The organism is Candidatus Sphingomonas phytovorans (assembly GCA_029202385.1).
Lineage (GTDB): Bacteria > Pseudomonadota > Alphaproteobacteria > Sphingomonadales > Sphingomonadaceae > Sphingomonas > Sphingomonas phytovorans.
The window spans coordinates 4,824,138-4,845,887 of sequence record CP119314.1; the positions used below are offsets into that span (position 1 = coordinate 4,824,138).

The 21,750-nt window shown below is 65.8% G+C and carries 18 protein-coding genes; 13 read left to right on the plus strand and 5 right to left on the minus strand.

All coding sequences use genetic code 11. The features are described 5' to 3' along the window. Positions 1–45 precede the first annotated feature (45 nt). The 5 genes from P0Y59_22165 to P0Y59_22185 are packed head-to-tail and all read right to left on the minus strand — an operon-like array spanning position 46 to position 4,529. Positions 46–885: a class III extradiol dioxygenase subunit beta gene (locus P0Y59_22165; GenBank protein ID WEJ99581.1), complete on the minus strand. Its 840-nt coding sequence runs from the start codon at positions 883–885 to the stop codon at positions 46–48. 1 nt (position 886) lies between these two features. Next, entirely contained in the window at positions 887–1,297 is a 411-nt protein-coding gene (gene ligA, locus P0Y59_22170) for a protocatechuate 4,5-dioxygenase subunit alpha (protein ID WEJ99582.1), read from the minus strand. Then, positions 1,294–2,319: an amidohydrolase family protein gene (locus P0Y59_22175; protein ID WEJ99583.1), complete on the minus strand. Its 1,026-nt coding sequence runs from the start codon at positions 2,317–2,319 to the stop codon at positions 1,294–1,296. Before P0Y59_22175 ends, ligA begins: the two co-directional genes overlap by 4 nt. Further along, positions 2,316–3,266: a DUF1932 domain-containing protein gene (locus tag P0Y59_22180; protein ID WEJ99584.1), complete on the minus strand. Its 951-nt coding sequence runs from the start codon at positions 3,264–3,266 to the stop codon at positions 2,316–2,318. Before P0Y59_22180 ends, P0Y59_22175 begins: the two co-directional genes overlap by 4 nt. Before the next feature lie 54 nt (positions 3,267–3,320). Then, entirely contained in the window at positions 3,321–4,529 is a 1,209-nt protein-coding gene (locus tag P0Y59_22185; GenBank protein ID WEJ99585.1) for a LysR family transcriptional regulator, read from the minus strand. Positions 4,530–4,628: 99 nt separating this feature from the next. Here P0Y59_22185 and P0Y59_22190 point away from each other — a divergent pair, with 99 nt between their 5' ends. From P0Y59_22190 to P0Y59_22250, 13 genes are all read left to right on the plus strand, one after another. Further along, positions 4,629–5,303 (plus strand): 4-carboxy-4-hydroxy-2-oxoadipate aldolase/oxaloacetate decarboxylase, encoded by a 675-nt coding sequence (locus tag P0Y59_22190; GenBank protein ID WEJ99586.1) that lies wholly within the window; start codon positions 4,629–4,631, stop codon positions 5,301–5,303. 42 nt (positions 5,304–5,345) lie between these two features. After that, positions 5,346–6,401: a 4-oxalomesaconate tautomerase gene (locus P0Y59_22195; GenBank protein WEJ99587.1), complete on the plus strand. Its 1,056-nt coding sequence runs from the start codon at positions 5,346–5,348 to the stop codon at positions 6,399–6,401. Continuing rightward, complete coding sequence (locus P0Y59_22200) at positions 6,398–7,303, plus strand: amidohydrolase family protein (protein WEJ99588.1); 906 nt, start codon at positions 6,398–6,400, stop codon at positions 7,301–7,303. Before P0Y59_22195 ends, P0Y59_22200 begins: the two co-directional genes overlap by 4 nt. Before the next feature lie 146 nt (positions 7,304–7,449). After that, positions 7,450–9,117, plus strand: a complete 1,668-nt coding sequence (locus P0Y59_22205) for an amidohydrolase (protein ID WEK02655.1) — start codon at positions 7,450–7,452, stop codon at positions 9,115–9,117. Between the two features lie 89 nt (positions 9,118–9,206). Then, positions 9,207–11,384 (plus strand): TonB-dependent receptor, encoded by a 2,178-nt coding sequence (locus P0Y59_22210; protein WEJ99589.1) that lies wholly within the window; start codon positions 9,207–9,209, stop codon positions 11,382–11,384. A gap of 61 nt (positions 11,385–11,445) precedes the next feature. Continuing rightward, the gene (locus tag P0Y59_22215; GenBank protein ID WEJ99590.1) at positions 11,446–13,632 is read left to right on the plus strand and encodes a prolyl oligopeptidase family serine peptidase; all 2,187 of its coding nucleotides are present in this window, start codon (positions 11,446–11,448) and stop codon (positions 13,630–13,632) included. Next, on the plus strand, positions 13,629–14,225 hold the full coding sequence (locus tag P0Y59_22220; protein ID WEJ99591.1) for an FMN-binding negative transcriptional regulator: 597 nt from the start codon (positions 13,629–13,631) through the stop codon (positions 14,223–14,225). Before P0Y59_22215 ends, P0Y59_22220 begins: the two co-directional genes overlap by 4 nt. Then, complete coding sequence (locus P0Y59_22225; GenBank protein ID WEJ99592.1) at positions 14,222–15,148, plus strand: alpha/beta hydrolase; 927 nt, start codon at positions 14,222–14,224, stop codon at positions 15,146–15,148. The genes P0Y59_22220 and P0Y59_22225 overlap by 4 nt, the downstream gene beginning before the upstream one ends. Positions 15,149–15,217: 69 nt before the next feature. Next, positions 15,218–16,696: a PLP-dependent aminotransferase family protein gene (locus tag P0Y59_22230; protein ID WEJ99593.1), complete on the plus strand. Its 1,479-nt coding sequence runs from the start codon at positions 15,218–15,220 to the stop codon at positions 16,694–16,696. A gap of 106 nt (positions 16,697–16,802) precedes the next feature. Then, positions 16,803–17,960 carry a PepSY domain-containing protein gene (locus tag P0Y59_22235; GenBank protein WEJ99594.1) on the plus strand — a complete coding sequence of 386 codons (1,158 nt, stop codon included), beginning with the start codon at positions 16,803–16,805 and terminating at the stop codon, positions 17,958–17,960. Beyond that, positions 17,957–18,151: a hypothetical protein gene (locus tag P0Y59_22240; protein ID WEJ99595.1), complete on the plus strand. Its 195-nt coding sequence runs from the start codon at positions 17,957–17,959 to the stop codon at positions 18,149–18,151. The genes P0Y59_22235 and P0Y59_22240 overlap by 4 nt, the downstream gene beginning before the upstream one ends. Positions 18,152–18,190: 39 nt before the next feature. Then, positions 18,191–20,383 carry a TonB-dependent siderophore receptor gene (locus P0Y59_22245; protein WEJ99596.1) on the plus strand — a complete coding sequence of 731 codons (2,193 nt, stop codon included), beginning with the start codon at positions 18,191–18,193 and terminating at the stop codon, positions 20,381–20,383. Between the two features lie 273 nt (positions 20,384–20,656). Then, positions 20,657–21,715, plus strand: a complete 1,059-nt coding sequence (locus P0Y59_22250) for a YncE family protein (GenBank protein WEJ99597.1) — start codon at positions 20,657–20,659, stop codon at positions 21,713–21,715. The last annotated feature ends 35 nt before the right edge of the window (positions 21,716–21,750 follow it).

The following is a 21,750-nucleotide window of genomic DNA, read 5'->3' on the forward strand; positions in this document are numbered from 1 at the left end:
GCGAGCCCACCCCCGACCCCTCCCGCACGCGGGAGGGGAGAAAGGTCAGATCGGCTCAAGCACGATGTGCCCGACGGCGGTGTTGCTGGCGGGCACATGGTAATGGCGGTGCAGCACTTTGGTCGCCTTGCCGAGCGCGCCGCGCATGACGAGCCACATCACCATCTCGATGCCCTCGCTGCCCGTCTCGCGCAGATACTCGATGTGCGGGATATGGCGCAGGCGATCGCTGTCGCCGATCAGGCCGTCGAGAAAGTCATTGTCCCATGCCTTGTTGATCAGCCCGGCGCGCGGGCCCTGGAGCTGGTGGCTCATGCCGCCGGTGCCCCAGACCTGCACGTTGAGATCTTCCGGGAAACTCTCGACAGCGCGGGCGATCGCCTCGCCCAGCGCCCAGCAGCGATTGCCGGAGGGTGGCGGGTAGGTGACGACGTTGACCGCGAGCGGGATGACCTTGACCGGCCAGGCATCGGGCTGGCCGAACATCATCGACAAGGGCACGGTCAGGCCATGATCGACGTCCATCTCGTTGATGATGGTCATGTCGAATTCGTCGAGGATCAGGCTCTGCGCGATATGCCAGGCGAGATCGGGATGGCCGATGACGGTCGGCACCTTGCGCGGGCCCCAGCCTTCGTCGGCTGGCTTGAATTCCTCGCCACAGCCGATCGCGAAGGTCGGGATGATCTTCATGTCGAAGGCTGAGGCATGGTCGTTATAGACCAGGATCACGACGTCGGGCTTGGCCTCCTTCTCCCACGCCCTGGTCCAGTCGTAGCCGGCAAAGGCTGGCTTCCAATAGTCCTCGTCCGTCTTGCCGAGATCGACCGCGGCGCCGAGCGCGGGGATATGGCTGCTCGCCACACCGGCAGTGATGCGCGCCATGTCAGTACCCCTTTTTGATCGAGCGGACGCCCTCGGGCGACCTGCCCCCGGCGATCATCATCGCCGAATACTCTTCCAGGCTCATGCCGCTCATCGTGCTGACCGCCTGGAGGAAGCTCTGCCCATCGGTCGAGAAGACCTTGGCGAGGAAATAGATGTTGCCGCCCAGGTCGAGCAGGCGGTTGTAATCGCGGTCGAGCACCGCCTGTTTCTGTTCCTCGCTCAATTTCCACTGGTCGAGATAGGCGCGCTCATCGGCCTTCCAGCGGTCGCGATTCTCCGCCTTCATCAGGCTCATCGCGAACTGGTTGAGGTGATAGCCCTGCCGTGCCCGGGCGGCGGTGAAGACGCGCGTGCCGGGAATGTCGTCGAATTCGGCCAGATAGGCGTGGATGTCGCGCGGTGTCGTCACAGGCCCCGCTCCCGGAGCTTCGCGTCGAGGCGGGGGAACACCCGCCGGGCATTGCCCTCGAAGATCGCGTGCTTCCGCTCGGGGCTGACGGGCAGCGCGTCGACATAGCGTTTAGTATCGTCGAAATACTGGCCGGTCTGCGGATCGATGCCGCGCACCGCGCCGACCATCTCGCTGCCGAACAGGATATTCTTGGTGTCGATCACCTCGGCGAGCAGGTCGATGCCGGGCTGGTGATAGACGCAGGTATCGAACCAGACATTGTTCATCACATGCGTGTCGAGGCTCGGCTGCTTGAGCATGTCGGCCAGGCCGCGATAGCGCCCCCAATGATAGGGCACCGCCCCGCCGCCATGCGGGATGATGAAGCGGAGCGTCGGGAAATCCCTGAACAGGTCGCCCTGGATCAGCTGCATGAAGGCGATGGTGTCGGCCGCGATGTAGAAGGCGCCGGTCGCGTGAAGCGCCGGGTTGCAGGAGCCCGAGACGTGGATCATCGCCGGCACGTCAAGCTCGACCATCTTTTCGTAAAAGGGATACCAGTAACGATCGGTCAGGGCAGGGAAGGCGAAGTGCCCGCCGCCGGGGTCGGGATTGAGATTGCATCCGATGAAGCCGAGCTCCGTGATGCAGCGATCCAGCTCCTCGATCGATCCCTGCAGATCGGCCTTGGGCGATTGCGGCAGCATGCACACGCCGGCGAAGGTCTCGGGATAGAGATCGCACACGCGGGCGATCAGATCGTTCGAGACGTGCGCCCAGGCCTTGCTGACGGCTTCATCGCCGACATGGTGCGCCATGGTCGAGGCGCGGGGGCTGAAGATCGTCATGTCGGCGCCGCGCTCCTTCAGGAGCTTGAGCTGATTCGCCTCGATCGTCTCGCGAATCTCGTCGTCGGAGATGGCGGGGAAGGGCGGGGGCGTCTCGCCGGCCTTGAACGCGGCCTTTTGCGCGTCGCGCCACGCGTCGTGCTGCGCGGGCGCGGTAGTATAATGGCCGTGGCAATCAATGATCATGGTCATGCTGGGTCCGCTTCCTGGTCCGGGATCGTGAAACCTCCGTTCGTTTCGAGCGACGTCGAGAAACCTGCACGGGACGCCTGTTTTTCGACGTCGCTCGAAACCAACGGCGAAAGGGCGGTGCATTTTGCTTTGAGGCCTTCAGGCGGCGTCAGGCCGAGCACACCGATCGCCCGCTGGCGCTCGACCGTGCCGCGCGTCATCGCGGAACCGGTGCCGAGCGCGTCGAGCGTCTTCACGACCTCTTCCATCTCCGCCGCGCGGCGAAGGCCATGCACCATCATTCGGTCGAGATTGTAATCGGCCTTGTCTGCCCAATCGATGTCCGGCCAGCCAGCGTCGAGCGAGGCGGCGACCTCGCCGGCCACGCCGGCTTTCTCCGCCGCGAGGAAGCATTCGGCGGTCAGCGCCTCGAGCCCCTTCACCATCACGGAGCGGATCATCTTGATCGAAGACGCCGCGCCGACCGGGCCGGCCAGGACCGTGACATTGGTGAAGCCGAACGCCGTCAGCATTTTCGCGCCGATCCCGGCATGCGGTCCGCTCAGCAGCAGGGGCACGGCGCGCCGGGCGGGGTGGACGGGCGCCATCACCGCGACGTCGACATAGCGCCCGCCGGACGCTTCGATCAGCGTTGCCGCGTCCCGCTTCGTGTCGGGCGCGACGCTGTTCATGTCGAACCAGAAGGTGCCGGCTGCGATACTGGACGCGCCCGACCGCGCGGCGGCGAGCGCCTGGTCGGCCGTAACCACGGAGAGGATGGCACCGGCGCGCCCGATCGCCTCGGCGGCATCGGCGCAGGCCGTTACGCCGGCCCTGGTGAAATCGTGGAGCTTTGTGGCGCGCAGGCTGGGCTCGTCGGTCTTGCGATCATAGCCGAACGCTGCGGAGCCTCCGGCAAAGGCCGCGCCGGCTTCTCCGAACCCGATAAAGGCGAATGTCGCGTCCATGAAGCAGGCCTAGGTGACACGGGCCCGCACCCGCCAATCCAATTGTCGACCGGGCTATTGGTTTTCCCGAATTCTTGTATCGGAAACGGCGGTTTGCAGCAGGGCGATAAAACGACGTTGTGCCGCCGTGGGCCGCCAGCCGGTGCGGGTGGTGATACCGATGGTGCGCACGCCATGGTCGAGCGGCCGGCTGATCGCGGCGAGGATGCCGCCCCGTATCTCCATGGCCACCTGATCGGGCGACAACAGGGTAAGCAGGTCGCTGCCGCGCAGGACACCGCGGATCACCATCACCGACCCGCATTCGATCGGCGCGTCGGGCATCGGGCGCCCGGCAAACAAGGCGTTCCAGTGGCCCCGAAGAGGCGTGTCGGCCTGGCCGACGATCCAGCCATAGCGGGACAGGTCGTCCAGCGTCACCACTGGTTTTCCGGCCAGGGGATGGCCCGCCCGTCCGATCACCACCAGCCGATCAGTGAACAGCGCGCGCTGGTCGAGCCCGGGCGGAGTCTCGTCGCGCAATGCCCCGATCATCAGGTCGATCACGCCGTCGCGCAGCGGTTCTACCAGTTCGCGCCAGGAGCCTTCCGCAACATCGACCAGCGCACGCGGCGAACCCTGGACGAAGGCAGCGATGGCGGCGGGCAGGATCAGGGCGCGCGATAGTGGCATCGCGCCGATCGCGATCCGGCCGCTGTCCTGCTCTCCGGCTGCTTCGGCAATGCCGGCGGCGAGTTCCTGCGCCGCCAGCCTTACCCCGCGCGTGAGCCGCCGTCCCATGGTGGTGAGGACGACACCGCGCCCGCGCCGCTCGGCCAGGGCGACGCCGCAGATCTGCTCCAGGTCGCGCACCGCGCGATGGAGAGAAGGCTGAGACAGGCCGGTTGCCGCCGCGGCGCCGACGAAACTGCCGGCATCCGCCAAAGCCAGAAGGGCATGAAGTTGACTTGCCGTCATGAGCTGCTCAGGTCGGGCGAAGCCGCGCCCGCCACGCCGCAGTGCGGGCTTGGTCGCGACGGTGAGATACTCGACCGCGGTCGTCGCCCGATCGGCCATCAACACTCCTGCTTCGGTTGGGCTGACGCCGTCGGGATGGCGGTCGAACAGGGGCACGCCGAGCTGGCGTTCGAGCTTGGCGAGCCCCTGGGTGAGCGCCGGCTGCGACAGGTTAACGGCCTGTGCCGCAGCGTTCATGCTGCGATGCGCGGCGATCGCCGAGAGGGCCCGGAGGTGGCGCAGATTCATGTCGAAAGGCGTGACCATCAACGCATCTATAGCAAAAACTTATCAGGTGGGTGCAATTGTGATTGGGGGCACGATGCGACTACTGCCTAGGGCTGATGCTTCTGCAAGGAGATCAGCATGGCGGGTCGTGTCATTCGCACTATCGAGCGCGCCGAGGCATCGGTGATCGACGGTCTCGCCGCGTGTGGCGTCGCGACGGTGCATGAGGCGCAGGGCCGGATCGGCTTGCTCGCCAGCCGGTTGCGGCCGATCTATCCGGGCGCGCGGATCGCCGGGTCGGCCGTTACCATTTCGGCACCGCCGGGCGACAACTGGATGATCCATGTCGCGATCGAGCAGCTACGCGCCGGCGACATCCTGGTGCTCGCACCCACCTCCCCCTGCGAGGACGGATATTTCGGCGATCTGCTGGCGACGTCGGCGATGGCGCGGGGATGCCGTGGGCTGGTGCTCGACGCGGGTGTCCGTGACGTGCGCGATCTGACCCATATGGGCTTTCCGGTCTGGTCGAAGGCGGTGTTCGCTCAAGGCACGGTCAAGGCGACGCTCGGATCGGTCAATGTGCCGATCGTCTGCGCGGGCGCGGCGATCGAGGCGGGTGACGTGATCGTGGCGGATGACGACGGGGTGTGCGTGGTCAGGCGGGCAGATGCGGCGGCGGTCCTGCAAAAGGCGCAGGCGCGCGAGGTGGCGGAGGAATCGAAGCGACAGCGATTGGCGGCGGGCGAACTGGGGCTCGATATCTATAATATGCGCGGGAAGCTGGCCGAGCTGGGGCTGACCTATGAGTGACGTCACTCGCCTCTCCGTCGCTCGACGCGAACGGAGGTTGTGATGCGAGACGGCACGCGCTGCATGTGGATGCGCGGGGGCACGTCGAAGGGTGCCTTCTTCCTCGCGGACGATCTGCCTGTCGATATCGCTGAACGCGATGCCTTTCTCCTGCGCGTGATGGGATCGCCAGATCCGCGCCAGATCGACGGCATGGGTGGTGCCGATCCGTTGACTTCCAAGGTCGCGGTCGTCTCCAGATCCACGCGAGACGGCGTCGATGTCGACTATCTTTTCCTCCAGATATTCGTCGATCAGGCTATCGTCAGCGATGCGCAGAATTGCGGCAACATGCTTGCCGGGGTCGGGCCGTTCGCGATCGAACGCAGGCTGTTTCCCGCGAGCGGCGACGAAACCCGCATCGCGATCTTCATGGTCAATACCGGCCAAGTCGCTATCGCCAGCGTGCGGACGCCAAATGGTGTTCCGACCTATGCGGGCGATGCGCGGATCGACGGTGTGCCCGGCACGGCCGCGCCGATTCCGCTTGAATTCCGCGATACCGCCGGGTCGTCCTGCGGCGCGCTGCTGCCGACGGGCAATGCGGTCGACATGATCGACGGCGTCGCCTGCACGCTGATCGACAACGGCATGCCCTGCGTCGTGTTCAGGGCCGGGGATGTCGGCGCGACGGGATATGAGGATCGCGAGACGCTCGACGCGGCGAGCGATCTCAAGGCGAAGATCGAGGCGATCCGGTTGAAGGCCGGGCCGATGATGAACCTCGGCGACGTGGCGGAGAAGTCAGTGCCGAAAATGATGCTCGTCGCGCCGCCCGTGCATGGTGGCGCGGTGACGGTGCGCAGCTTCATCCCGCACCGCGCCCATGCAACGATCGGCGTGCTCGGCGCGGTCAGTGTCGCGACGGCCTGCCTGGTCGAAGGATCGCCGGCGGCCGGGGTCGCGTCGATCCCGGAAGGGGCGCGCAAAACATTGTCGGTCGAGCATCCGACCGGAGAAATGAGCTGCGTGCTTGAACTGGGCGCTGACGGACAGGTCGCGACCGCCGCCCTGCTCCGCACCGCACGCAAATTGATGGACGGGGAGGTGTTCGCATGAGCACGGACGACAAGGGCCGCATCCGGAGCTGGGCCGAGCATCCCTCGGCACCGCATTTCGTGCCGCCACCCGGCGCGGTCGATGCGCATTGCCACGTCTTCGGCCCGGCCGCGCAATTTCCGTTCAGCCCGCTCGCCAAATACCAGCCCCAGGATGCCGGCCCCGACATGCTGTTCGCGCTGCGCGACCAGCTTGGTTTCGCGCGCAATGTCATCGTCCAGGCGAGCTGCCACGGCACGGACAATGCCGCCACGCTGGACGCCATCGCCAGGTCGGGCGGCAAGGCGCGCGGCGTTGCCGTGGTCGACCCAGCGATCAGCGAGGCTGAATTGCGGGACCTGCATCGGGGCGGGATGCGCGGGGTGCGCTTCAACTTCCTCAAGCGGCTGGTCGACAACGCGCCCAAGGACAAGTTCCTCGAGGTGGCGGGGCGCCTGCCCGAGGGCTGGCATGTCGTCGTCTATTTCGAGGCGGATATCCTTGAGGAAATGAGGCCCTTCCTCGCCGCCATCCCGGTACCGGTCGTGATCGACCATATGGGCCGGCCGGATGTCACGCAGGGGCCGGACGGCCCCGACATGTGGGCGTTTCGCGCCCTGCTCGACAGCCGCGACGATATCTGGACCAAGGTGACCTGCCCCGACCGCCTGTCGCCACAGGGCGAGCCGTATGACGATTTCGTCGCGGCGGTGCGGCCGCTGGTGGAGGAGTATCAGGACCGCGTGCTGTGGGGCACCGACTGGCCGCATCCGAACATGGAACACCGCATCCCCGACGATGGCGGGCTGGTCGATGTGATTCCCCGCATCGCGCCTTCCGCCACGCTCCGGCACAAGCTGCTCGTCGCGAATCCGATGCGGCTCTACTGGCCCGAAGAAGCGATCGGAGTGGTGAGCGGCTGAGGGGGCCAGGATCCGGCACCGCATGCCGATGCGCCGTGGCCGGACTGGACCCATCCACTCCGCGAAAATTGGATGTTTCGTGATCCGCCGAGTCGGCCCTCTATGGTCGACATGAACCGAACCCATCACCTTTCCGCGTGTCGTCCATGATCGATCGTCGCCAGTTCATCGGCGCAAGCGCTGCGATGATGCTGACCTCGCCATTGCTGGCGGCGGCGCCCGGCCTTGATATCGCCCTGGTCAATGCCCGGGTGTGGACCGGGCGGCGCGAACGGGACACGATCACCGCGGTGGGGGTCGTAGGCGACAGGATTGCCGCGATCGGTGCTGGTGCGGTTCGTGCGGCGACCACCCGGGCGACGCGCGTGATCGACCTGGACGGCGCGTTCCTGATGCCGGCCTTCACCGACAATCATACGCATTTCCTGCGCGGATCGGCGATGCTGCGTCAGCCGAGCCTGCGCGATGCGCGCACGCCGGCCGCCTTTGCCGAACGGGTCGGCGCGGCGGCGCGGCTGCTCAAGCCCGGCCAATGGGTCGAGGGCGGCTATTGGGACGAGCAGCTCTGGGGCGGCGACCTGCCGACCCGCGCGTGGATCGATGCGGTTACGCCGGACCATCCGGTGGCGGTGAACCGGCTCGACCTGCACATGATCCTGCTCAATTCGGTCGCGCTGAAGCTGGCCGGGATCGATCGCAACACCGTGCCGCCGGAGGGCGGGGTGATCGTGCGCGACGCAGCGGGTGAGCCGACCGGCATCCTCAAGGACAATGCCGCCTGGCTCGCCGAGCGCGCGATCCCGAAGCTCGACGAGGCGGGGATCGAGGATATCCTGCGCGGCGGCATCGCCGAGGGCCTGTCGAAGGGTGTAGCTCAGGCGCATTCGCCCGAGATCGACTGGTCGATGTACGATGCCCTGCGGCGCGTGGGCGCGAAGGGGCGCCCGGACATGCGCTTCTATTCCTTCGTCCCGCTGGCCGACTGGGAAAAGATGGCGGCGATCGTTGCGGCCGAGGGCAGGGGCGACGACTGGATTCGCTGGGGCGGGGTCAAGGGCCTGATGGACGGGTCGCTCGGATCGCGCACCGCCCTGTTCCGTGATCCCTATAGCGATGCGCCCGACACGCGCGGCGTGCGGGTGACGCCCCGCGCTGACATCGCGACATGGGTCGCCGCTGCCGATGCGCGCCACATGCCGGTGACGGTCCACGCGATTGGAGACGAGGCGAACGACGAATTGCTGGACATCTATGCGGACGTCGCCCGCGTCAACGGCAAGCGCGACCGGCGTTTCCGCATCGAGCATGCCCAGCATCTCAGCCAGGCGGCGATCCCGCGCTTCGCGCGGCAGGATGTGATCGCCTCGGTCCAGCCCTATCACGCGATCGACGACGGCCGCTGGGCGGTGAAGCGCATCGGTGAATCGCGGCTGCGCGGCACCTATGCGTTCAAGTCGCTGCTCGACGCCGGTGCGCGCGTCACTTTCGGGTCTGACTGGCCGGTGGCGCCGTTCGACCCGATCGCCGGCATTCATGCCGCGGTGACGCGCGCGACGATCGACGGACTCAACCCGGACGGCTGGCTGCCAGACCAGAAGGTCACGGTCGAACAGGCGCTCACTGCCTATACCAGTGCCAACGCCCATGCCGGCTTCCAGGAAGACCGGCTCGGGCTGATCGCGCGCGGGTATCTCGCCGACCTTGTCGTGCTTGATGCCGATCCGCGCAGCGTTCCCCCGGCGAGCATCGCCCGGACGAGGGTGCTGCGCACTTTCGTCGGCGGGAAACAGCGTTTCGGGCCGCAAGACGGCTGACCGGAAAAGGCCGTCAGAGGGAATGGCGGCCAAGGTGCGGGCAAGCGGCAAAGGCCGCAGCCCGCATCACCATGAAGGGGTATGCGACCATGATTCGAACCGTATCGCGCTATCTGCCCGCCGTCCCGGCGATCGCCCTGCTGGCTGCCGGCTCGGCATCCGCCCAGGCCCAGGCCACCGTCCAGGCGGAACCTGCCGCCGAAAGCGGCGGTGACATCATCGTTACCGCCAACAAGCGGGCCGAGAAGCTGAGCAATGTCGCCGGGGGTGTCTCGGCCGTGACCGGTGCCCAACTCGAGGCGATCGGCGCGCAAGACTTCAAGGACTATCTAACCCGCACGACGGGTGTCGCGTTCAACGAAGGTCCCTCGAACAATTCCACTGCCGTGATCCGCGGCATCGGCACGACGGCCGGGCTTGACCAGGGCCAGGGCAGCACTGGCTATTTCATCAACGATATCCCGATGAACGAGCCGGGTTACACCATCGTCATCCCGGACATCGATGCGTTCGACGTGTCGCGGGTGGAGGTGCTGCGCGGCCCGCAGGGCACGCTGTTCGGATCGGCCTCGCTCGGTGGGGCGATCAACTTCATCTCCAACCTTGCCGACCCCAGCGGCTTCCACGCCGCGGCTGAAGGATCGATCGGCACCACGCGCTTCTCGGCGGGCGAGGTGAACTATCGCGCCAAGGGGATGATCAACGTGCCGCTGGTCGCCGACAAGCTGGCGGTGCGCCTGGTCGCGACTCAGCGGGTGGACGCTGGCTATATCGACAATATCGGGACGCACATCCGCGGGTCGAACGATGTCCATACCTTCGGTCTGCGCGGGTCGATCGTCTTTACCCCGGATGTCGATACGACGATCAGCTATCTTGGCCTCTACCAGAAGAGCCGCACCGACGACCCCAGCGTCAGCAATCTGGGGCTCGGCCTGTTGCAGCGCTCGACCAGGTTCGAAACCCCGGTGATCTTCAAGACTCAGCTCCACAGCCTGCGGCTCGACCATGATTTCGGTTTCGCCACCGCCACGGTGATCGGCACCTACAACCGCAAGACCGGCGATATCTTCGACGATTTCACACCCTTCTACGGCAACCTCAATCCCGGCAATCATTATTTCCTGCAGGCAGGGCAGAGTAATACCTATTCCTATGAAGTCCGCTTCGCCTCGCCCAAGGGCCGGACGTTCGACTGGCTGATCGGCGCCACGCATATCGATACGACCAAGGGCTTTCAGGAACATCTGTCGTCGCCGGGCTATGCCGCGGCGCATCCGGCGGATGTGGCGGCTGGCCTGACGCATGGCGACGAATATTATTACGCCGCCTCGCATACCAAGGGTGACGAGGACGCGCTGTTCGGCGAGGCCAATCTGCATTTCGGCGATGTCACCATCACCGGGGGCGGGCGCCTGTTCCGCACGCGGACCGACACCTATACCGACCAGTTCGGCATCTTCTTCGGCGGCACCGTCATCAACCCGCCGTACAAGGTGCAGGATTCGGGTTTCGCGCCCAAGGCCTCGATCAAATACCAGCCACGCCCCGACCTGATGTTCTACGCGCTGGCGTCGAAGGGCTATCGCTTCGGCTCGCCCAACACCCTGCCGCCGCTCGCCGGATCGCCGATCCCGGCCGGGACGACATCGGACAGCCTGTGGAATTATGAGGTGGGCACGCGCTTCAGCCTGGTCGACCGGAAGCTCTTCGTCAGCGTCACGGGTTTCTATATCGACTGGACCAATTTGCAGGTCAGGCTGCGTCGTGTCGGCGACGGGCTGACCTATGGCGCGAATGCGGGTGCCGCCGAGATCTACGGCGCCGAAGCGTCGGCCACGCTCAATCTTGGCGGTCTCTCGCTCGTGTCGAACCTGACCTATCTCGATGCAAAGCTGACCAAGGACATCCCCACCGCGGCACCGCCCCTGGCGTCGGGCAAGACGCTGCCTTCGGCCGCGAAATGGCGCATCTCCAACACTGTATCCTATAATTTCGGTGGTGTCGCGGAACCGACCGTCACCTTGCTCCATCGCTACGTGTCGCGCTCGCCCGGCTTCCTTAACGAGGATACGACCTTCGCACCCTATCATATCTTCGATGCGCGCGTGTCGGTGAAGGTCGCCGATTTTACGGTCGCCGCGTTCGCCGAGAATATCGGCGACAAGCGCGCCATCACCTTCGGCTATCAGGACTTCGGATCGGGCGCGAGCCGGTTCATCGTCAAGCCGCGCACGCTCGGCGTGCAGGTCAACTGGGCGATGTAGGACAGTGCGAAGGCGGTCGGAAGGTCGACCGCCTTCGGCCACGATAATGAATGGGAACGACATGATCGACCGCCGACATCTATGCGTATCGATGCTGGCCCTTGCCGCGGGGACGCTGGCACGGCCGGGCCGGGTGCTGGCCGCGACGATGCGCTGGCCGGTTCCGCCGCAACCCCTCCGCGTGCCGGCCGTGGTCGGCAATTTCGGTCACAAGCGCACCGATGATTATGCGTGGATGCGCCCGAAGGACTGGCACGCGGTGCTGCGCGATCCGGCGACGCTCGACGCGCCGATCGCTGCCGCGGTGAAGGCCGAGAATGCCTATACCGATGCGATGCTTGCGCCGTCCGGGCCGCTGCAGGCAACGCTGCTGGCGCGCGCCCGGGCTGTGGAGGCGGGGGCGGACGCGCCGATCGAGGTCGAGGATGGCGGCTATTTCTATTATCAGCGCCAGCCGGGCGACAGCCAGTATCCGGTCTTCGCGCGACGTCCGGCCGGCGGCGGGGCCGAACAGATACTGCTCGATGTCGGGGCGGAGGCGGCCGGCAGGAAATTCTTCGCGCTGCACTGGGGCGGGACCTTCCACAGTCCCGACCAGAAACTGTTCGGATGGTCGCAGGATCTGACCGGTTCCGGCATCTTTGGCATCCGCGTGCGGGAGATCGCGACCGGCCGGATGGTGGTGGCCGATATCAACGAAGGCCATGGCAGCTTCGCTTTCGACTCGGGCGGCCGCTATCTCTTCTGGGTCGGTCGCGACGGCAACGGTCATCCGAATTCGGTGTGGCGGCGGGATATGCGGGACGGCACTGACGTCCAGATCCATGCCGAGACTGATCCTGCCTTCTTCATCGAGTTGAAGACCACTGCATCCGGCGGCTTCGTCGTGATCCGCCTGCTCAACAGCGCGCAGACCGAAGCCTGGCTGGTGCCGGCGAGCGATCCCATCGCGAGGCCGATTCTGGTCGAGAAGCGCGCCGAAGGCCTGCGCTACGATGTCGATCACTGGAACGACCGGCTCGTGATCCTGACCGATGTGGACGATGCAGTCGACATGAAGATCATGACCGCGCCGGTCGCCACGCCGGGGCGGGCTCACTGGAAGGAGTGGGTCCCGCACAAGGCCCGACGGTTCATCGCCGCGATCCATCCGTTCCGGGACACGCTGGTGCGGGAGGAATGGCGTGACGCGCTGCCCCGGCTGGTGATGATGGGCAAGGACGGCAAGGAGCGCGAGGTTGCGTTCGATGAGCCCGCCTATGCCTTGTCGGTGCCGCATGGGCAGGGCTGGGCGGCATCCGCGCTGTCCTTCACCTATCAGTCGCCGCGTCTCGCGCCGCGCGCCTATCGCCTGGCGCTGAACGACGGCGCCTCGGCGCCGGCCGCGGCTGTTGCTGCCAATCCCGCCTATGATCCCGGCGGATATGATCTCGAACGGATCGAGGCGACGACCGAAGACGGTATGCGGGTGCCGATCACCATATTGCGCCGGAAGGGCGCGCCGAAGGACGGCAAGGCACCCCTGTTCCTTTATGGTTATGGCTCCTACGGCGCGACGGTCGATGCAGCGTTCGAGGCCGGCAAGATCGCGCTGGTCGATCAGGGCTGGACCTATGCGATCGCCCATGTCCGGGGCGGTGCAGAGCGCGGCAACGACTGGTGGCGGTCGGTCCTGAAGACAGGGAAGAAGAAGACCTTCACTGACTTCATCGCCTGCGCCGAGCATCTCGTGGCTAAAGGCTATGCTGCGAAGGGTCGGATCGTCGCCCATGGCTATTCGGCGGGCGGGTTGCTGATGGGGGCGATCTACACGATGCGGCCTGATCTGTGGGCGGGGGTGATCGCGCAGGTGCCGTTCGTCGACCCGCTCAACACGATGGATTATTTCGAGACGCACCCGCTCGGGCTGACCGCGCTGCCGATCTGGGGGGACCCGCGCGTGCCGGCGGAATATGCCTATATCGCGAGCTATTCGCCCTATGACCAGCTCAGATCCGCCGCCTATCCGGCATTGTTGGCGACGGGCAGTGTCGCCGATGAACGCGTCGCCTTCTACGAGCCGCTCAAATTCGCGGTGCGCGCCAGGTCTCTGACCACCGCCGGCAATCCCATGATGGCCCGCATCGCCACGACCGGTGGTCATATGGGCGCATCGGGTGCGGCGGCGGCGCAGGAGCAGGAGGCGGTGTTCCATGCCTTCGCGATCTGGGCGGCAGACCGCAAATGGGGCATCGTACCGCAACGATGACCGGGAAATTCTCGCCGAGATCGCCGGAGGATGTCGCTGCGTTCGTGCGCGCGCAGATGCTTGGCCTTGTCATATCCGATGGCCCGCAAGGGCATGTGACGACACCGTTGCCGCTCCTGCCGCAAACCGATGAGACCGGGGCTGTCATCGAATTCTTCGGCCATTTCGCCCGCGCCAATCCGCAGGTGGGGATGGTGCGCGACCGACCTCGCGCACTGATTCTGTTCCAGGGGCCGCACGCCTATATTCCGCCGGCCTGGGTCTCCACCCCCGGCTGGGCGCCGACCTGGAACTATGCGCTGGCTCAGTTCGAGGTCGACATCAGCCTGCTCCCCGAGGAGAATGATCGTGCGATCGCTGAACTGGTGAACGCGCTGGAGGGGCAGGCGTCCGGTGCCTGGACCGTCGATACGATGGGCGACCGCTATGCCAGGATGTTGCCACACATCGTTGCGTTCCGCGCGAGGGTGATCCGCAGCGACGCGAAGTTCAAGCTTGGCCAGGACGAATCCGACACTGCCTTTGCGGAGATTGTCGACGCGCTGGGCGAGACGCCCCTGTCGCGGATGATGCGCGACGCGCGGCGGCCGTGACATCCGACGATCTCGATCCCGATATCCGGATTTTCCAGCGGCGGCTGACGGCGGACTATGCGCGGCATGGCGCGCCGGCTGACGTCACGGATCGTCGGCGTATCGCGGCGCTCGTGCGTGAGCCCTGGAATCTCGGCGGCCCGGTGATGGCTTCGACCGTCGACCTGCATATCGGGGGCGTGACGGCACGTCTTCACCGCCCCGACGACGCCCCGGATCTGCCCGTGCTCGTGTATCTCCATGGCGGCGGCTGGGTATTGTTCAGCGTCGACACGCATGATCGGCTGATGCGGGAATATGCCGCGCGCAGCGGCTGCGCCGTGCTCGGCGTGAACTACAGCCTGAGCCCCGAGGCGCGCTATCCGCAAGTGCTGGCGGAGGTTCACGCGGTGCTCGAATGGCTGCGGGCCGAGGGTGGGGCATTCGGGCTCGATCCGCGCCGGATCGCGATCGGCGGCGATTCCGCCGGCGGGAACCTCTCGGTCGCGACCGCGCTGCGGCTGCGCGATGCGGGCCAGGATTGGCTGGGCGCCGTGCTGGTCAATTATGGCGCGTTCGACACCAGACACCGCGCCTCGCACGGCCTTTTCCAGTCGGACGACTATATCCTCAACCCGGAGGAGATGGCTGCCTTCTGGTCGGACTATCTGGGCGATGCGGACCGTGACGATCCCTATGCCCGGCCGCTCCTGGCCGATCTCGCCGGTTTACCACCGACCTTCCTGTGCATCGCCGAATGCGACATCCTCGCCGACGAGAATCGCGAGATGGCGGCGCGGCTGGCGGCTGCGGGTGTGCCGGTCGAGGCCAGACTCTATGCCGGTGCCACCCACAGCTTCATCGAAGCGGTCGGTATCTCACCGCTCGCCGCGCGCGCGATCGACGATGGCGCGCGCTGGCTGGCGGCGCGGTTGAGGCCCTGAGCGGGTCGCTTGCCGCTCCTGGCGGCGTGGCCCATAGGATGGTTGAATAGTCGAGCAGGTGAGGGTCCAATGCTGCGACCATGGAAGGTGATGCTGTCCGAGCGGATCAGCGCCACGCGGGCGATGCCGCTCTACCTCCAGATCGTGCATGCGCTGATCCACGAGATACAGCGCGGGCGGCTGGCGCCCGGCACCTATCTGCCCAGCAGCCGGGAGCTTGCCGCGACGCTTGAAGTCAACCGCAAGACGATCGTGCTCGCCTATGACGATCTGACCGCGCAGGGGTGGCTCGAATCGAAGGGAACGCGCGGCACGATGGTTGCCGCGAACCTGCCGGAACAGCCGCTCGAGCCGCAAGGCGTGGCGGGACCGCCCGACACAGCCGAATTTCCCTTCGCGATGACGGCGACCGCACCCTTTGTCCTGTCGGGCAGCGACTGGCTGACCTTCGACGAGGGGAGCCCTGATTGCCGGCTGTTTCCGACCGAGCTCCTTGCCCGAGCTTATCGCGACTCGATCGCGCGGGCGCGGCGCGGCAACCGGTTGCGCTATGGAGATCCGCGCGGATCGGCCGTGCTGCGTCAGTGCATCGCCGACATGCTCAATGCGCAGCGCGGGGTGGTCGCCGGGGTTGATAATATCTGCATCACGCGCGGCAGCCAGATGGGGGTGGCGCTGGCGGCGCGGATCCTGCTCTCCCGCGGCGATACCGTGCTGATGGAATCGCTCAGCTACGCGCCGGCCGCCGTCGTCTTCCAGGCGATGGGCGCGACGGTGGTCGGCGTCCCGCTCGATCGTGACGGTATCGATGTCGAGGCTGTGGAGCGCATGTGCCGGCTGCACCGCGTCAAGGCGATCTTCCTGACGCCGCATCACCAGTTTCCGACCACCGTGGCGCTGCGGCCCGAGCGACGGCTGCGGCTGCTCGAACTGGCGCGGCAATTCGCCTTTGCGATCATCGAGGACGACTATGACCATGAATATCATTTCGAATCGCAGCCGCTGCTGCCGCTTGCCAGTTACGCGCCGGGCCGGATCATCTATATCGGGTCGCTGTCCAAGCTGACCCTGCCCAGCCTGCGGATCGGCTATATCGTCGCGCCGACGCGGGTGATCGACGCGATCGCGCATCAGGTGATGTCGCTTGACCGACAGGGGAACACCCTGACCGAGGATGCGGTTGCGGAATTGATCGACGCCGGCGAGCTGCGTCGCCACGCGCGCAAGACGAACATCGTCTACGGGGCACGACGGCGAGCCTTCGCTGACGCGCTCGATCGTCATTTCGGCGGGCTGGCCGAATTCGAGGTGCCCGATGGCGGGCTGGCCTTCTGGCTGCGCTTCGCGGATTCAGCGCTGCTCGACCGCATCGACCGGAACGGCGCGGCGGTGGGTCTCCGCTTCGCGCCGTCGACTTCCTATGCGATCGCACCTTCGGTCGAACGGGGGGTGCGTCTTGGCTTTGCGAGCCTCGACGAAGTCGAGGCGGACGATGCGCTCCGCCGTCTGCGAGCTGCCGCCGACCTGCCCACACAGGCTCCCGCTTGACCCAATAATTTAGGAGAATTGGACCCGTCCCGCCGCTTGTTCGACAGGGCGCGCTGCGCTAACGATATCTGATAATGCCTCTCAATATAGCTCGAGATGCTCGTCGATGAGCCGGAGCACGATCCGGGCGTGGTATCTCGTCCATAAATGGTCGAGCATCGTCTGCACCGGCTTCCTGCTGATGCTCTGCGTCACCGGCCTGCCGCTGATCTTCCACGATGAGATCGACTCGCTGACGGGTGGCCGGCCGGAGATTGTCGGCGTCCGCGCCGATGCGCCGCTCAAGTCGCTCGACGAACTGATGCAAACGGCGCTTGCGACGCGACCGGGCGAGGTCGGGCTGTTCATGAGCTTTGACGAGGACCGGCCGGTGGTCAACATCACCACCGGGCCGACACCGGACGCGCCGGCCGCGAAGATGACGACCCGCGCGTTCGATCGGCGCACGGGCGCGCTGGTCGGTACGTTCGACGGCGGCGGGGTTATCGCGTTCCTGCTGAAGCTGCATACCGACATGTTCCTCGGCCTGCCGGGCATGCTGTTTCTGGGCCTGATGGGAGTGCTGTTCTTCGTCGCGATCGTCTCGGGCGTGGTGCTTTATGCGCCGTTCATGCGGAAGCTCGCTTTCGGCACAGTGCGCGTTTCGCGCAGCACGCGGCTCAAATGGCTCGACTATCACAACCTCCTCGGCATCGTCGTGCTTGCCTGGGCCAGCGTCGTCGGCGTGACCGGTGTGATCAACACACTCGCCACGCCGATCATCCAGCTCTGGCAGAGGAACGACCTGGCCGAGATGACAGCCGCCTATAAGGACACGAAGGCGCCGTCGCCCGGCCGGCTCGCGTCGATCAACGCCGCGGTCGAAACGGCGAAGGCCGCCGCGCCCGGCAACCAGCCGCAATTCGTCGCCTTTCCCGGCGGCGGTTTCAGCAGCAGGCATCATTATGCCGTGTTTCTCCAGGGCGAAACGCCGATCACCAAGCGCCTGCTCACGCCCGCGCTGGTCGATGCCGAGACGGGGAAACTGACCGCGATTCGGCCGCTGCCCTGGTATGCGCAGGCGCTGCTCGTGTCGCAGCCACTGCATTTCGGCGATTATGGCGGACTGCCGCTCAAGATCCTCTGGGCGATACTCGATCTGTTCACGCTCGTGATCCTCGGGTCCGGCCTGTACCTCTGGCTGGGCAAGCGGCGGACGCCGCTCGACGCACGGGTGCGCGAGGTCGAGACCGGGGGTGCCGTCGAGCCGGTGGCGACCGCATGAGCACCGCTCGCAAGCTCGGCGGACAAACGACCCGCCAGATCTTCGCCGTGCCCGTCGCCATCGCGGTGGTCAGCACGGTCGGCCTGATCAGCGCGCTCGCCGGAGACGGCATCGAGGACGTCGCCTCATGGATTGCGCTGTCGGTCCCGGTCGTCGCGGTGGCCTGGGCGATGCGTGCCCGACGAACCTGAACTCCATGCAGGCGCCACGCGCCGATGAAAGGGATACCCGTGTCCAAGTCCATCTTCAGCTTCGTCTCGCGCCTCGCGCTTTCCGGCTCGGCGCTGGCGCTCGCCACGCCGGGCTGGGCACAGGAATCGGCGCCGTCCGACGCCGACATCATCGTCACCGCGCAGAAGGGCAACCAGACCGAGGTGAGGCGCGGCGGGCAGGTCGGCGTGCTCGGCGACAAGGCGGCCGAGGACGTGCCGTTCAGCATCACGAGCTACAACGCTGCGCTGATCCTCAACCAGCAGCCGCAGACATTGGGTCAGGTACTGGAGAATGATCCGTCGATCCGCACGACCTATGGCTTCGGCAACGCCGCCGAACAGTTCGTCATTCGCGGCTTCACCCTGGCCGGCGACGATGTCGGCTTCAACGGGCTCTACGGGCTGGCCCCGCGTCAGCTCGTCGCGCCTGAGCTGTATGATTCAGTGCAGGTGCTGAACGGCGCGAGCGCCTTCCTCAACGGCGCCGCCCCGGGCGGGACAGGTGTCGGCGGCAGCGTCAACCTCGTATCGAAACGCGCTGGCACCACGCCGCTGACCCGGGTGACGGCCAACTACAGCAGCGGGTCGCATTTCGGCGGCAGCTTCGACGTGTCGCGCCGCTTCGGCGACGACGATGCCTTCGGCATTCGAATCAACGGCGCCTATCGGTCGGGCGACGTCGCGATCGACAATGAATTCCGTCGTACGGCAGTGCTCGGCGCCGGCCTCGACTGGCACAGCGATCGCGTTCGGCTCTCGCTCGACCTTGCCTATCAGCGCGTGCAGATCCGCAATCTCAGGCCGAAGGTGACTGTGGGCGCGGCGATCCCCGCAGTGCCGGCCGCCGATCACAATTACGGCCAGGCTTTCTCCTACACCACGCTCCGCGACATCTTCGGTGCGGTGCGCGGCGAATATGACCTGTCCGACAACGCCATGCTCTATGCCGCGTTCGGCGCGCGCGACGGGTCGGAGCGGGGCATTTACGACGGCATCACCGTGACCAATGCGGTGACGGGCGACGCCAACGGCAACGCGCTGTTCGTGCCGCGAACCGACAATAACGAGACGGCGCAGGCCGGGATTCGCGTCAAGCTGGCGGCCGGCGGCGTCACCCAGGAATTCAACCTTGGCGGTTCGATGATCTGGCAGGTCAACCGCAACGCCTATGACTTCCTCTATGGCCCCGGCTTTGCCGGCTATGCGACCAATCTCTACAACACGCCCAGGGTCGCACTGCCCGGCTCGACTCTGGTCGGCGGCAATCTGGCCGATCCCTTCCCCGTCGGCCGCTCGAAGCTGGGCAGCATGTTCGCGTCGGATACGCTCGGTTTCTGGGACGACAGGATCCTGCTCACCGCCGGCCTCCGGCTGCAGACGATCGACACGCGTTCTTATGCCTATAACGCCGATCCGGCGAACGGGATCGCGGCGGGCGACCTGACGACGAAACTCAGGACCAGTGCCGTGACGCCGGTCGTCGGGCTGGTGATCAAGCCGGTCACTGGTCTGTCGCTGTTCGCCAACCGGATCGAGGGCTTGCAACAGGGCGCCGTCGCAGGTGCCGGCAACATCAATGTGGGCCAGATCTTCCCGGCCTACGTATCGACTCAATATGAAATCGGCGGGAAGGTGGGCCTTGGCCGGTTCAACGCCTCGCTTGCCTTGTACCAGACCGAATTGCCGAGCGCGTACAGCGTGCCCACGCCGACACCGGCCAATCCGACGGCAACGACGTTCGGCCTGTTCGGCCTGCAGCGCAATCGCGGCATCGAGTTGAGCGTCGATGGCGAGATCACGCATGGACTTCGCGTTATCGCCGGTGGTTCGGTGAACCAGGCGAAGTTGCGCAAGACGCTGGGCGGCGCGAACGACGGCAACACCGCGGTCGGCGTCCCCGATTATCTCGCCAACGCGAATGTCGAATGGGATCTGGGCTTCCTGCCCGGCGCCACATTGACCGGCCGGGTCGTCAATACCGGCAAGCAGCAGGTCAATGCCGCGAACACGCTGGAGATTCCATCCTGGACCCGATTCGATCTCGGCGCGCGCTATGTCCTGCTGGTGGGCGGCAATCCGCTGACCCTGCGCGCCACCGTCGATAACGTCGCCAACAAGCGCTATTGGGCTTCCTCGTTCGACTCGTTCGGCACCTCGTTGCTGCAAGGCGCGCCGCGTACGGTCAAAGTATCGGCTTCCATCGAGCTCTAGCTGTCCTCTCGCCTGCCGAGCCGGAAGAGGCCGAGGTAGACTCCCGGCGGGCGCCGGTCATTTGCGAATGATACTTCGACGGCAAGATACATTACACACTTGTAACTTGAAATCGCAGGTGAGGCGCCGAAAAGGCGCCGGCACTTGTGCGGCAGCTGTCAAGAAGATCGAGAGGATGGACGGTGAATACGGTTCGCCTCGACTATGTGTCGGGGAATTCATCGGTAATCCACTTCGCCGGAAAAGCATAAGGCAATGGAATCCGGAGGAATCATGCGTAATTTACTTGCCTGCTCCGTTGCCCTGGTCATGCTTGCAGGCTGTCATTCCGCGTCCACCAGCGGCGAGGCCGCGTCCGCCGGCAATGCGACGGCGGCGGCCCCCATCGCCTTCCGGGTCGCTAGGGTGCCGCTGCCCGGCGACGGCCGGGGCGATTATCTCACGGTCGATTCCGACTCGAACCGTCTGTACGTCACTCATTCAACGACGGTGCATGTGCTCGATCTCGCCACGCTGAAGCCGCTGTTCCAGGTGGACGGGCTGAAAGTGTCGCATGGCGTCGCGCTCGATCCGGCGCGGGGCCATGGCTTCGTCACTGATGGCGGCCAGAACGCGGTGGTGATGTTCGACCTGGCGAACGGCAAGGCGATCACGACGATCCCGGCCGGGCAGAAGCCGGATTCGATCGTGCACGACACGGCATCGGGAATGATCTTCGCCTTCAACGGCGGCTCGGCCGATATCAGCGTGATCGATCCGGCCAGGGCTGCCGTCATCAAGACGATCAAGCTGCCCAAGGCGCCCGAATTTTCGCAGGCCGATGGCCAGGGCAAGGTCTGGGTCAATCTCGAAGAGGGCAATGCCATCGCCGAGATCGACACAAAGACCCTGACGCTCGCGCGGACGATCAAGCTCGACGGATGCGATGGCCCGGGGCCGCTGGCATTCGACCCGTCCGATCGTTTGCTGTTCAGCGGCTGCACCGGCAATTCGCTGATGGTCGTGGTCGATGCCGACACCGGCAAGATCGTCGCGACCGTGAAGGTTGGCGACGATCCCGACGGTATCGCCTACGATGATGCGAAGGACCGGATCTTCGTCGCCAACCGCAAGGGCGGCTGGACGATCATCGACCAGGTCGACAAGACTCATTACGCGGTCAACCAGACGCTGCCGATCGACGATTATGCCAAGACGGTATCGATCGACCCGAAGAGCCACCGGGCCTTCAGCTCGACCGCCGACCTCCTCTGGACGAAGGACGCGAGCGGCAAGCCGCGGCCGGAGGCGAAGCCGGGTAGTTTCCGCCTGATGGTCGTATCGGAAAAATAGTCGCGGTCGCCGCATCCGCGACGAGGATCCAGCTA